An 11,528-nucleotide genomic window follows, 5' to 3' on the forward strand; every position below is an offset into this window, starting at 1 on the left:
TCTATTCACCACCTTCGCGACGCAGAATGCGTGCCTTCAACGGGAGCTTGTGGATTGCCAGGCGCAGTGCCTCGCGGGCTACCGATTCCTCGACACCGGAGATCTCGAAGAGAACCCGGCCCGGCTTGACGTTTGCGACCCACCATTCCGGTGAACCCTTACCGGAACCCATGCGGGTTTCGGCAGGCTTCTTGGTCAGGGGACGGTCCGGGTAGATGTTGATCCAGACCTTGCCGCCACGCTTGATGTGGCGGGTCATCGCAATACGGGCAGACTCGATCTGACGGTTGGTGACGTATGCCGGGCTCAGGGCCTGGATGCCGTACTCACCGAAGGAGACCTTGGTACCGCCCGTAGCAGCGCCGGAACGACCCGGGTGGTGCTGCTTACGGTGCTTGACTCGACGTGGGATAAGCATTTAAGCCTGTCCTCCTTCTGCAGCAGCAGGTGCTGCCTCAACTGCCGGTGCTTCGGCAGCAGGAGCTGCGTCAGCGGCCGGGCGGTCGTTGCGACGGCGGCGGTCACCACGGTCAGCGCCACCCGGGCGGCCCGGACGGTCGCCGGAGCGTCCGCGGGACGGGGCGGAAGCGGCCTGCTGGGCCAGTTCCTTGGCGGTGACGTCACCCTTGTAGATCCAGACCTTCACGCCGATGCGGCCGAAGGTGGTCTTGGCTTCGTAGAAGCCGTAGTCGATGTTCGCGCGGAGGGTGTGCAGGGGCACACGGCCTTCGCGGTAGAACTCCGAGCGGGACATTTCAGCGCCACCCAGTCGACCGGAGCAGGCGATACGGATGCCCTTGGCACCTGCACGCTGCGCGGACTGCATGGCCTTCTTCATGGCGCGGCGGAATGCCACACGTGAAGTCAGCTGCTCAGCAACGCCCTGGGCAACAAGCTGTGCTTCCATCTCGGGGTTCTTGACCTCGAGGATGTTCAGCTGGACCTGCTTGCCGGTGAGCTTTTCGAGCTCGCCGCGGATGCGGTCTGCTTCTGCTCCACGGCGGCCAATGACGATGCCGGGACGGGCCGTGTGGATATCCACGCGGACGCGGTCACGGGTGCGCTCGATCTCAACCTTGGCGATACCGGCGCGCTCCATGCCCGTGGACATGAGCTGGCGGATGCGGATGTCTTCGCGAACGAAGTCCTTGTACCGCTGGCCGGCCTTGGTGCTGTCAGCGAACCAGTGCGATACGTGATCGGTGGTGATGCCGAGTCGGAACCCGTGCGGGTTTACTTTCTGTCCCACTTAGCGAGCCTCCTCTTTCTCCGGGGTAGCGACTACCACGGTGATGTGGCTCGTGCGCTTCTTGATCTGAAATGCGCGACCCTGGGCACGCGGCTGGAACCGCTTCATGGTCGGGCCTTCATCAACAAACGCTTCGCTGATGATGAGGTCACCTTCGTCAAACGCCACGCCGTCGCGGTCCGCGAGGACCCGGGCGTTGGAGATTGCCGACTGTACTACCTTGAATACCGGCTCTGAAGCTGCCTGGGGGGCAAACTTCAGAATTGCCAGAGCCTCATTCGCTTGCAATCCACGAACAAGGTTGACGACGCGCCGGGCCTTCATAGGCGTTACGCGGATGTGGCGCGCAATTGCCTTGGCTTCCATTGCTTTCCTTCTCTCGTCTTTGACGTAAGTGCAGGCGCCTAGCGGCGCTTGCCCTTACGGTCGTCCTTGACATGGCCGCGGAATGTCCGCGTGGGAGCGAATTCGCCGAGCTTGTGCCCGACCATCGACTCAGTGACAAACACCGGGATGTGCTTGCGTCCGTCGTGTACGGCGATCGTGTGTCCGAGCATGTCGGGGATGATCATCGAACGGCGGGACCAGGTCTTGATGACGTTCTTGGTGCCCTTTTCGTTTTCCCTGGCTACCTTCACAAAGAGGTGCTGGTCGACGAAAGGACCTTTTTTCAGGCTGCGTGGCATGTGTCCAGGCTCCTATCGCTTGTTCTTGCCAGTACGACGGCGACGAACAATAAGCTTGTCGCTCTCTTTGTTGGGGCGGCGGGTGCGGCCTTCCCGCTGACCGTTGGGGTTGACGGGGTTACGTCCACCGGACGTCTTACCCTCACCACCACCGTGCGGGTGGTCAACCGGGTTCATGGCGACACCACGGACGGTCGGGCGGACGCCCTTCCAGCGCATGCGGCCGGCCTTGCCCCAGTTGATGTTCGACTGCTCGGCGTTGCCGACCTCGCCGACGGTTGCGCGGCAGCGCACGTCAACGTTGCGGATTTCGCCGGAAGGCAGGCGCAGCTGGGCGAAACGGCCTTCCTTTGCAACGAGCTGGATCGATGCGCCGGCGGAGCGGCCCATCTTGGCGCCGCCACCCGGACGCAGTTCAACTGCGTGGATAACGGTACCCACCGGGATGTTGCGCAGGGGCAGGTTGTTGCCAGGCTTGATGTCAGCGTTGGCGCCGGCCTCTACGAAGTCACCCTGGGACAGCTTGTTCGGGGCGATGATGTAACGCTTGGTGCCATCAACGTAGTGCAGGAGGGCGATGCGAGCCGTACGGTTCGGATCGTACTCAATTTCAGCAACGCGGGCGTCCACGCCGTCCTTGTCGTGACGACGGAAGTCGATCAGACGGTACTGGCGCTTGTGTCCGCCACCCTTGTGACGGGTGGTGATCTTACCGGTGTTGTTACGGCCGCCCTTTTTGGGCAGCGGACGTACCAACGACTTTTCCGGCGTCGACCGCGTGATTTCGGTGAAGTCCGCTACGCTCGAGCCACGACGGCCCGGGGTAGTCGGCTTGTATTTACGGATTCCCATAATTTATTTCCTCGTTAAAGTGGTCTCCGCTACGAGAGCGGACCGCCGAAGATGTCGATGGTGCCTTCTTTGAGGGTGACAATCGCACGCTTGGTGTTCTTGCGGGTACCCCATCCGAATTTGGTGCGCTTGCGCTTACCGGCACGGTTGATGGTGTTGATCGAGTCGACCTTGACGGAGAAGATTTTCTCCACGGCCAGCTTGATCTCGGTCTTGTTCGAACGGGGGTCCACCAGGAAGGTGTACTTGCCCTCGTCGATCAGGCCGTAGCTCTTTTCCGACACGACGGGTGCAAGCACGACGTCGCGGGGATCCTTGATGGTGGCTGCACTCACTTGGCATCCTCCTCATTCTTTGCCACTGCCTTGCCGGCAACGAATGCGTCGTAGGCAGCCTTGGTGAAGACAACGTCATCAGAGACGAGAACGTCGTAGGTGTTCAGCTGGTCTGCGTACAGAACGTGAACTCCGGCGAGGTTGCGCACGGACAGTGCAGCAACATCGTTGGCGCGCTCGATGACGACCAGCAGGTTCTTGCGGTCGGAAACACCGCGCAGTGCTGCGAGTGCAGCCTTGGCGGAGGGCTTGGTGCCTTCAACCAGCTCTGCGACGACGTGGATACGGCCGTTGCGTGCCCGGTCAGACAGAGCGCCGCGAAGTGCAGCAGCAATCATCTTCTTGGGGGTGCGCTGGCTGTAGTCACGCGGGGTGGGACCGTGGACAACGCCACCGCCGGTCATGTGAGGAGCACGGATGGAACCCTGACGGGCGCGGCCGGTGCCCTTCTGCTTGAACGGCTTGCGTCCTGCACCGGAAACTTCGGCGCGGGTCTTGGTCTTGTGGGTACCCTGGCGAGCAGCAGCGAGCTGGGCAACGACAACCTGGTGCAGCAGCGGCACGTTGGTCTGAACGTCGAAGATCTCTGCAGGCAGGTCAACCTGGACAGTGTTAGCCATTGGACTAGGCTCCCTTCACGGCGGTGCGTACGAGGACGACCTGGCCGCGGGCGCCGGGGACGGCACCCTTGATAAGGAGCAGCGACTTCTCGACGTCAACCGCGTGGACCGTGAGGTTCAGCGTGGTGTGACGAACGGCGCCCATGCGGCCGGCCATTTTCATGCCCTTGAAGACGCGGCTCGGGGTGGATGCGCCACCGATTGAACCGGGCTTACGGTGGTTCTTGTGGGCACCGTGGGAAGCTCCAACGCCGTGGAAGCCGTGACGCTTCATAACACCGGCGAAGCCCTTACCCTTGGTGGTGCCGATGACGTCGATCTTCTGGCCGGCTTCGAAGACCTCTACGGAGAGCTCCTGGCCCAGCTCGTACTCAGCAGCATCTGCGGTACGGAGTTCGACGACGTGGCGGCGAGGCGTGACGCCTGCCTTTTCAAAGTGACCAGCCAGCGGCTTGGTGACCTTGCGGGGATCGATCTGGCCGTAGCCGATCTGAACGGCGACGTAGCCATCAGCTTCTGCGTTGCGCAGCTGGGTGATGACGTTCGAATCTGCCTGGACCACAGTGACGGGGATGAGCTTGTTGTTCTCGTCCCAGACCTGGGTCATGCCGAGCTTCGTGCCCAGCAGGCCCTTTACGTTACGGGTTGCGGTCATAGTCTCTCAGCACCTCCCTACAGCTTGATTTCGATGTTCACGTCAGCCGGCAGGTCGAGACGCATAAGCGAGTCAACAGCCTTCGGCGTGGGATCGATGATGTCGATAAGACGCTTGTGCGTGCGCATTTCAAAGTGCTCGCGGCTGTCCTTGTACTTGTGCGGAGAGCGGATGACGCAGTACACGTTCTTCTCCGTAGGCAGCGGCACGGGGCCCACTACCGTTGCGCCTGCGCGCGTGACCGTCTCAACGATCTTCCGTGCTGAAACGTCAATGACCTCGTGGTCGTATGACTTCAGCCGGATGCGGATTTTTTGTCCCGCCATGTCGCCTGACTCTCTTTCAGTAAATGCTGCTCTGTTTACTTACGTGTTGTATGGCTGCCGAAGCATTTGAAGTCGTAACTACCACCCGCCGCACAAACTGAATCCGGATGAATCCGGGTTCCTCACCTTGCCGGCGCAACCGACCCCCGCGGTCGGGCGTGTCGCGCTTGGCACGCATACACATCCGCTATTCCATGGGGAGTGGGTTATGTTTGGTCTTCCACTTGGACCCTGACACCCGGCATTATCCGGATCGGGACACGAAGAAGCGCTTGAACAACTCATCTAGTATGCCGGAATTTAGCGACAGAAGCGAATCGGTACCTCCGGCACTCCCCTGCACGCGGTCCTGCCTGGCCCCATTGCCCCGGGTGATTTCCGAATGGATGATAGGGGGATGACTTTGGAGAGCACCGATTCGGCGACCGAACTGGCGGGCCGCATGCCGCCGTCGTTCACTCTGGGGGTCGCGGCCGCGGCCTTCCAGATCGAGGGAGCACTGGCCGACGGCGGGCGCGGACCGTCAGGGTGGGACGCCTTCGCCGAGAAGCCCGGCACCATCATGGATGGCCACTCCCCCGCCGTCGCGTGCGACCACTACAACAGGCTGCCGGAGGACGTCGCGCTGCTCCGGGAGCTCGGCGTGGACTCCTACCGCTTTTCGCTGTCCTGGCCTCGGATCCAACCCGACGGGCGTGGGGCTTTCAACAAGGAGGGCCTCGATTTCTACGACCGGCTGCTGGAACAGCTGCTTGCCGCCGGGGTTTCTCCCATGGCCACTCTGTACCACTGGGACACGCCGCTGCCGCTGGAACACCGCGGCGGCTGGCTGAACCGGGAGACAGCCGAGCGCTTCGGCGACTACGCCAGCGCCGCAGGCGAGCGTTTTGGGGACCGTGTTGCCCAGTGGGTTACGCTCAACGAACCGGTCTCGGTAACCCTGAACGGGTACGCCCTCGGCGTCCACGCCCCGGGCCATGCGCTGATGTTCGATGCGCTTCCGTCCATCCATCACCAGCTGCTGGCTCATGGCCTTGGCGCGCAGGCCCTGCGCGCCGCCGGCGTCGCCGGGGGCATCGGCGTAACCAACCTGCATGCCCCAGTCCGGCCGGCAAGCCGAAAGCTCGGCGACCGGCTGGTGGCGCACCTCTACGATCTGCTCATGAACAGGATCTATGCAGATCCTGTTCTGCTGGGCCGCTATCCTGCCCTTCCGCTGTACGCCCGGCCGTGGCTCCGGTCCATCGGTAAAATTTCCGACGCCGACCTTCGCACCATCCACCAGCCCTTGGATTTCTACGGTCTCAACTACTACTTCCCGGTGAAGGTTGCCCTGGGGCGCGGCACAGCGTCAATTCCGGCGGACGTACATAAGGCCGTCGCGAGGCTGCCTTTCCACGAGGTGGGTTATCCGGAATACAGCAGCACCGGGTTCGGCTGGCCTGTGGCTCCGGATCACTTGGGGGTCCTCCTGAAGGAACTCCAGGACCGCTACGGCCAGGCCCTGCCCCCGGTCTACATCACCGAGGGAGGCGCCAGCTTCCCGGAACCGGACACGGTTTCCGGAACTTTGGCCGACGAGGAAAGGGTGAAATACCTGGCGACGCATCTGGGAGCTGCCCTCGATGCAACTGCCCCTTGCGGGATCGCAGAAGGTGTGGACCTGCGCGGATACTACGTGTGGACGCTGATGGACAACTTCGAATGGGCCGCCGGGTACTCCCAACGATTCGGATTAATCCATGTCGACTTCAAGACGCAGGAGAGAACCCCGAAAGAGTCCTTCTACTGGTACCAGTCCCTCAGCCGCGCGCGGAAAGCCCGCAACGCATAGCTCCGGTCCTGCGAGGCGCGAGCTACAGGTTCTTGTTTGCCCGGTTGATCCGCTTGGCGCGGTCGATCTCGTGGCGGAAGTGCTTCTTGGCCCAGAACACCCCTGCGACGACGGCAACTGCGATGATCAGGAAAATAAGCCAGCCCATGATGAGCTCCTTTCGGTCAAGCAACAGTATCAGGGACGGGTTAACCAAAAAGAACAGCCCCGCTGCAGTAGCAGCGGGGCTGTTCTTCAGTTCAACAAGAATTACTTGATGATCTTGGTAACGCGTCCTGAACCAACGGTGCGGCCGCCTTCGCGGATTGCGAAGCCGAGGCCCTCTTCCATTGCGATCGGCTGGATGAGCGCAACGGTCATCTCAGTGTTGTCGCCAGGCATAACCATTTCCGTGCCCTCGGGCAGGGTGATAACGCCGGTTACGTCCGTGGTACGGAAGTAGAACTGCGGGCGATAGTTGGAGTAGAACGGGTTGTGACGTCCGCCTTCGTCCTTGGAGAGGATGTAGACGTTGGCTTCGAAGTCGGTGTGCGGGGTGATGGATCCCGGCTTGACGACAACCTGGCCACGCTCGACATCGTCGCGCTTCAGACCGCGGAGCAGGAGGCCACAGTTCTCGCCGGCCCATGCTTCGTCGAGCTGCTTGTGGAACATCTCGATACCGGTAACCGTGGTCTTCTGGACCGGGCGGATGCCGACGATCTCGACCTCGGAGTTGATGGCGAGGGTGCCACGCTCGGCGCGGCCCGTAACAACGGTGCCACGGCCGGTGATGGTGAAGACGTCCTCGATGGGCATGAGGAACGGCTTGTCGCGATCACGTACGGGGTCCGGAACGGACTCGTCGACTGCGGCCATCAGGTCCTCAACGGACTTGACCCACTCGGGGTCGCCTTCCAGGGCCTTGAGGCCGGAAACGCGAACCACGGGTGCTTCGTCACCATCGAAGCCCTGCGAGCTCAGGAGCTCACGAACTTCCATTTCAACGAGGTCCAGCAGTTCCTCATCGTCAACCATGTCGGCCTTGTTCAGTGCGACCAGCAGGTAGGGAACACCAACCTGGCGGGCGAGCAGGACGTGCTCGCGGGTCTGTGCCATGGGGCCGTCAGTAGCGGCGACCACGAGGATAGCGCCGTCCATCTGGGCAGCACCGGTGATCATGTTCTTGATGTAGTCAGCGTGACCCGGGGCGTCTACGTGTGCGTAGTGGCGCTTTTCGGTCTGGTACTCCACGTGGGAGATGTTGATGGTAATGCCACGCTGACGCTCTTCGGGAGCAGAGTCGATCGACGCGAAGTCGCGCTTCTCGTTGAGATCCGGGTACTTGTCGTACAGCACCTTGGAAATGGCGGCCGTCAGCGTCGTCTTACCGTGGTCAACGTGACCGATGGTGCCGATGTTGACGTGCGGCTTAGTCCGCTCGAACTTTGCCTTTGCCACAGGTTCCTCCTAGAACGTTTTCAAATGACATACCCTTCAGCCGCGCTTGTCGCGGCGGAAACTCAGGTAAGTCTACTTGGGGGGCTTTGGATTGGTGAAATTGCAGATTCAGGAACTAATACTAGTCCCTCGAGCCTGTTCGTGCAGATGGCCGGAACCGGCTTGGCCGGATGGCTCCGGCCGGGACCCGGCCACCTGCACCGGCTGCGCTTGCCGGAATCGGAAAGCACACCCGAGGTTGTTCGCTGCGAACAGTCCGGAAGACTATTCGCCGCGGGTCTTCTGGATGATCTCGTCGGCAACTGCCTTCGGGACCTCGGCGTAGCTGTTGAACGTCATGGAGTACACAGCCCGGCCCTGGGTCTTCGAGCGCAGGTCACCGATGTAGCCGAACATGCCGGACAGCGGAACGTGCGCACGGATGACCTTGACGCCCTGTGCATCTTCCATGGACTGCATCTGGCCACGGCGGGAGTTGAGGTCACCGATAACTTCACCCATGTATTCCTCAGGGGTGCGGACCTCAACATCCATCAGCGGTTCGAGCAGGACCGGGTTTGCCTTGCGTGCAGCTTCCTTGAAAGCCATACGGCCGGCGATCTTGAAGGCCATTTCCGAGGAGTCAACATCGTGGTAGGCGCCGTCAACCAGCGTCGCCTTGATGCCGACAACCGGGTAACCGGCCAGGACGCCGTCGTTCAGTGCATCCTGGATACCCGCGTCAACCGACGGGATGTACTCGCGGGGAACGCGGCCACCAGTGACCTTGTTCTCGAACTCGTACAGCTCGCCCTCGGCAGTGTCCAGCGGCTCGATCGCGATCTGGATCTTTGCGAACTGGCCCGAACCACCGGTCTGCTTCTTGTGCGTGTAGTCGTGGCGTTCGACGGCGCGCTTGATGGTTTCGCGGTAGGCAACCTGGGGCTTGCCCACGTTTGCCTCGACCTTGAATTCGCGGCGCATGCGGTCCACCAGGATGTCCAGGTGGAGCTCGCCCATGCCGGCGATGATGGTCTGGCCGGTGTCTTCGTTGAGGGACACCTGGAAGGTGGGATCCTCAGCGGAGAGCTTCTGGATGGCCGTGGAGAGCTTCTCCTGGTCACCCTTGGTGTTCGGCTCGATGGCAACCGAGATCACGGGCTCCGGGAAGCTCATGGACTCGAGGACGATCTGGTTGGCGGAGTCGCACAGGGTGTCGCCCGTGGTGGTGTCCTTCAGACCGATGGCTGCGTAGATGTGGCCGGCGGTAGCGCCTTCAACAGGCATTTCCTTGTTGGCGTGCATCTGGAACAGCTTGCCGATGCGCTCCTTCTTGCCCTTGGTGGAGTTGACCACCTGGGCGCCTGCTTCCACGTGACCGGAGTACACGCGGATGAAGGTGAGCTGGCCGAAGAAGGGGTGCGCGGCAATCTTGAAGGCCAGTGCGGAGAACGGCTCTTCGGAAGAAGGCTTGCGGGTCAGTTCCTTCTCTTCGTCGCGAGGATCGTGGCCGACCATCGGGGGGACGTCGAGGGGGTTCGGCAGGTAGTCGACGACTGCATCGAGCATCGGCTGAACGCCACGGTTCTTGAACGCGGAGCCGCAGAAGATCGGGTAGAGCTCGGAGTTGATCGTCATCTTGCGGATGCCGGCCTTGAGCTCGTCGATCGAGATCTCTTCACCCTCGAGGTACTTCTCCATGAGTTCCTCGGAGGACTCGGCGACGGTCTCAACGAGGTTCGCGCGGTACTCCTCGGCCTTTTCCTGGAGGTCAGCCGGGATCTCGCGGATCTCGTACTTCGCACCCATGGTCACGTCGCCCTTGGCGTCGCCGGGCCACACGAGTGCACGCATGTAGAGCAGGTCCACAACGCCGATGAAGTCGTTCTCGGCGCCGATGGGGAGCTGCATGACCAGCGGCTTGGCACCGAGGCGGCTGATGATGGTGTCTACGGTGAAGTAGAAGTCAGCGCCCAGCTTGTCCATCTTGTTGACGAAGCAGATGCGGGGAACGTTGTACTTGTCAGCCTGGCGCCAAACGGTCTCGGACTGCGGCTCAACGCCTTCCTTGCCATCGAAGACGGCAACGGCACCGTCGAGGACGCGCAGGGAGCGCTCAACCTCAACGGTGAAGTCAACGTGGCCAGGGGTGTCGATGATGTTGATCTGGTTGTTTTCCCAGAAGCAGGTCACGGCGGCAGACGTGATGGTGATGCCGCGTTCCTTTTCCTGTTCCATCCAGTCAGTGGTCGAAGCGCCGTCGTGCGTTTCGCCGATCTTGTGGTTCACACCCGTGTAGAACAGGATGCGCTCGGTGGTGGTGGTCTTGCCGGCATCAATGTGGGCCATGATGCCGATGTTGCGGACCTTACTAAGGTCGGTAAGCACGTCCTGTGCCACGGGGTCTCCTTTTGGGATTGACTACGCGTTCGCCGCCGGCTCGGTTGAGCCGGCGGCGCCCGGGAGTATTACCAGCGGTAGTGTGCGAAGGCCTTGTTGGACTCGGCCATCTTGTGGGTGTCTTCGCGACGCTTCACAGCGGCACCGAGACCGTTGGATGCATCCAGGATTTCGTTCTGGAGGCGCTCGGTCATCGTCTTTTCGCGGCGGGCCTTGGAGTAGCCAACCAGCCAGCGCAGTGCGAGGGCGGTGGAGCGGCCCGGCTTGACCTCAACCGGAACCTGGTAGGTGGCGCCACCGACGCGGCGTGAGCGGACCTCAAGGGAAGGCTTGACGTTGTCCATGGCCTTCTTGAGGGCTGCGACGGGGTCGCCGCCGGACTTGGCGCGGGCGCCTTCGAGGGCACCGTAAACAATGCGCTCTGCCGTGGACTTCTTGCCGTCAACGAGCACCTTGTTGATGAGCTGGGTGACCAGCGGGGAGCCGTAAACGGGATCTAGTACGAGCGGCCGCTTGGGGGCCGGACCCTTGCGAGGCATATTACTTCTTCTCCATCTTTGCGCCGTAGCGGCTGCGTGCCTGCTTACGGTTCTTGACACCCTGGGTATCGAGGGCGCCACGGACGATCTTGTAGCGGACACCCGGAAGGTCCTTCACACGACCACCGCGGACGAGCACAATGGAGTGCTCCTGCAGGTTGTGGCCAACACCGGGGATGTAGGCGGTTACTTCCACGCCGCCGTTGAGGCGTACACGCGCCACCTTACGCAGAGCCGAGTTCGGCTTCTTCGGGGTGGTGGTGTAGACGCGGGTGCAAACACCGCGGCGCATGGGGCTGCCCTTAAGCGCGGGAGCCTTGGTCTTTGAGACCTTAGGCGTGCGGCCCTTGCGGACCAGCTGGTTAATCGTAGGCACTCTCGTGTTCTCCGTTTTATCCGGAGTGGCCGCTTCCGGCCACTCTCCTTTGCGTTGCCCCGCCGCCTGGGCCTCGAAGAAGATCTCCAAGGCGGCGAAGGCGAAGCCTTAATAGTCGGATCGCATACGCAGGGAATGACCTGACTCGCGTCTTCAACGGTCCCTAGGCATGCAAAAATGTGGCATACGTTGCACAAGAACCCTGCAAACCGGAAACGTCGCTCTGGTTCAAGCCCT

At 61.8% G+C, this 11,528-nt stretch carries 15 protein-coding genes; 1 reads left to right on the plus strand and 14 read right to left on the minus strand.

Going from position 1 to position 11,528, the window contains the following annotated elements:
• Position 1: 1 nt before the first annotated feature.
• From rplP to rpsJ, 9 genes are read right to left on the minus strand one after another with little or no spacing between them, the layout of a single operon-like run.
• Entirely contained in the window at positions 2-418 is a 417-nt protein-coding gene (gene rplP, locus ABRP28_RS09345) for a 50S ribosomal protein L16 (RefSeq protein WP_013601829.1), read from the minus strand.
• A complete protein-coding gene (rpsC, locus tag ABRP28_RS09350) occupies positions 419-1,249 on the minus strand; it encodes a 30S ribosomal protein S3 (RefSeq protein ID WP_079596673.1) in 831 nt (276 codons plus the stop codon).
• Positions 1,250-1,615, minus strand: a complete 366-nt coding sequence (rplV, locus tag ABRP28_RS09355; RefSeq protein ID WP_009358304.1) for a 50S ribosomal protein L22 — start codon at positions 1,613-1,615, stop codon at positions 1,250-1,252.
• A gap of 38 nt (positions 1,616-1,653) precedes the next feature.
• Positions 1,654-1,935 (minus strand): 30S ribosomal protein S19, encoded by a 282-nt coding sequence (gene rpsS / locus ABRP28_RS09360; protein ID WP_003803803.1) that lies wholly within the window; start codon positions 1,933-1,935, stop codon positions 1,654-1,656.
• Positions 1,936-1,947: 12 nt separating this feature from the next.
• The gene (gene rplB / locus ABRP28_RS09365; RefSeq protein WP_066277871.1) at positions 1,948-2,787 is read right to left on the minus strand and encodes a 50S ribosomal protein L2; all 840 of its coding nucleotides are present in this window, start codon (positions 2,785-2,787) and stop codon (positions 1,948-1,950) included.
• A gap of 29 nt (positions 2,788-2,816) precedes the next feature.
• Entirely contained in the window at positions 2,817-3,122 is a 306-nt protein-coding gene (gene rplW, locus ABRP28_RS09370; RefSeq protein WP_102975110.1) for a 50S ribosomal protein L23, read from the minus strand.
• Positions 3,119-3,742: a 50S ribosomal protein L4 gene (gene rplD / locus ABRP28_RS09375; protein WP_066277873.1), complete on the minus strand. Its 624-nt coding sequence runs from the start codon at positions 3,740-3,742 to the stop codon at positions 3,119-3,121. Before rplD ends, rplW begins: the two co-directional genes overlap by 4 nt.
• Positions 3,743-3,746: 4 nt before the next feature.
• Positions 3,747-4,397, minus strand: coding sequence for a 50S ribosomal protein L3 (gene rplC, locus ABRP28_RS09380; protein WP_013601833.1), 651 nt, complete (start codon positions 4,395-4,397; stop codon positions 3,747-3,749).
• Positions 4,398-4,414: 17 nt separating this feature from the next.
• Positions 4,415-4,723 carry a 30S ribosomal protein S10 gene (rpsJ, locus tag ABRP28_RS09385; RefSeq protein ID WP_003803825.1) on the minus strand — a complete coding sequence of 103 codons (309 nt, stop codon included), beginning with the start codon at positions 4,721-4,723 and terminating at the stop codon, positions 4,415-4,417.
• 397 nt (positions 4,724-5,120) lie between these two features.
• Between rpsJ and ABRP28_RS09390 the strand changes: the two genes are divergently transcribed.
• Positions 5,121-6,557 carry a GH1 family beta-glucosidase gene (locus tag ABRP28_RS09390; protein ID WP_350002074.1) on the plus strand — a complete coding sequence of 479 codons (1,437 nt, stop codon included), beginning with the start codon at positions 5,121-5,123 and terminating at the stop codon, positions 6,555-6,557.
• Positions 6,558-6,579: 22 nt separating this feature from the next.
• On the opposite strand, the gene ABRP28_RS09395 is transcribed toward ABRP28_RS09390, so the two are convergent.
• From ABRP28_RS09395 to rpsL, 5 genes are all read right to left on the minus strand, one after another.
• Positions 6,580-6,705 carry a hypothetical protein gene (locus tag ABRP28_RS09395; RefSeq protein WP_350002075.1) on the minus strand — a complete coding sequence of 42 codons (126 nt, stop codon included), beginning with the start codon at positions 6,703-6,705 and terminating at the stop codon, positions 6,580-6,582.
• 101 nt (positions 6,706-6,806) lie between these two features.
• Complete coding sequence (gene tuf / locus ABRP28_RS09400; RefSeq protein ID WP_056334246.1) at positions 6,807-7,997, minus strand: elongation factor Tu; 1,191 nt, start codon at positions 7,995-7,997, stop codon at positions 6,807-6,809.
• Positions 7,998-8,261: 264 nt separating this feature from the next.
• On the minus strand, positions 8,262-10,376 hold the full coding sequence (fusA, locus tag ABRP28_RS09405) for an elongation factor G (protein WP_102975114.1): 2,115 nt from the start codon (positions 10,374-10,376) through the stop codon (positions 8,262-8,264).
• Between the two features lie 68 nt (positions 10,377-10,444).
• Complete coding sequence (gene rpsG, locus ABRP28_RS09410; protein WP_026531948.1) at positions 10,445-10,915, minus strand: 30S ribosomal protein S7; 471 nt, start codon at positions 10,913-10,915, stop codon at positions 10,445-10,447.
• A 1-nt stretch (position 10,916) separates the two neighbouring features.
• Complete coding sequence (rpsL, locus tag ABRP28_RS09415) at positions 10,917-11,291, minus strand: 30S ribosomal protein S12 (RefSeq protein ID WP_009358312.1); 375 nt, start codon at positions 11,289-11,291, stop codon at positions 10,917-10,919.
• Between the last annotated feature and the right edge of the window lie 237 nt (positions 11,292-11,528).

The sequence above is a fragment of the Pseudarthrobacter sp. WHRI 8279 genome (assembly GCF_040224115.2).
Classification (GTDB): domain Bacteria; phylum Actinomycetota; class Actinomycetes; order Actinomycetales; family Micrococcaceae; genus Arthrobacter.

Coding starts and splice junctions, on each gene's coding strand:
- rpsS (WP_003803803.1), bottom strand. CDS start 1,935: ATGCCACGCAGCCTGAAAAAAGGTCCTTTCGTCGACCAGCACCTCTTT.
- rpsG (WP_026531948.1), bottom strand. CDS start 10,915: ATGCCTCGCAAGGGTCCGGCCCCCAAGCGGCCGCTCGTACTAGATCCC.
- rplV (WP_009358304.1), bottom strand. CDS start 1,615: ATGGAAGCCAAGGCAATTGCGCGCCACATCCGCGTAACGCCTATGAAG.
- rpsJ (WP_003803825.1), bottom strand. CDS start 4,723: ATGGCGGGACAAAAAATCCGCATCCGGCTGAAGTCATACGACCACGAG.
- rplB (WP_066277871.1), bottom strand. CDS start 2,787: ATGGGAATCCGTAAATACAAGCCGACTACCCCGGGCCGTCGTGGCTCG.
- ABRP28_RS09395 (WP_350002075.1), bottom strand. CDS start 6,705: ATGGGCTGGCTTATTTTCCTGATCATCGCAGTTGCCGTCGTCGCAGGG.
- rplD (WP_066277873.1), bottom strand. CDS start 3,742: ATGGCTAACACTGTCCAGGTTGACCTGCCTGCAGAGATCTTCGACGTT.
- rplP (WP_013601829.1), bottom strand. CDS start 418: ATGCTTATCCCACGTCGAGTCAAGCACCGTAAGCAGCACCACCCGGGT.
- ABRP28_RS09390 (WP_350002074.1), top strand. CDS start 5,121: ATGACTTTGGAGAGCACCGATTCGGCGACCGAACTGGCGGGCCGCATG.
- rplC (WP_013601833.1), bottom strand. CDS start 4,397: ATGACCGCAACCCGTAACGTAAAGGGCCTGCTGGGCACGAAGCTCGGC.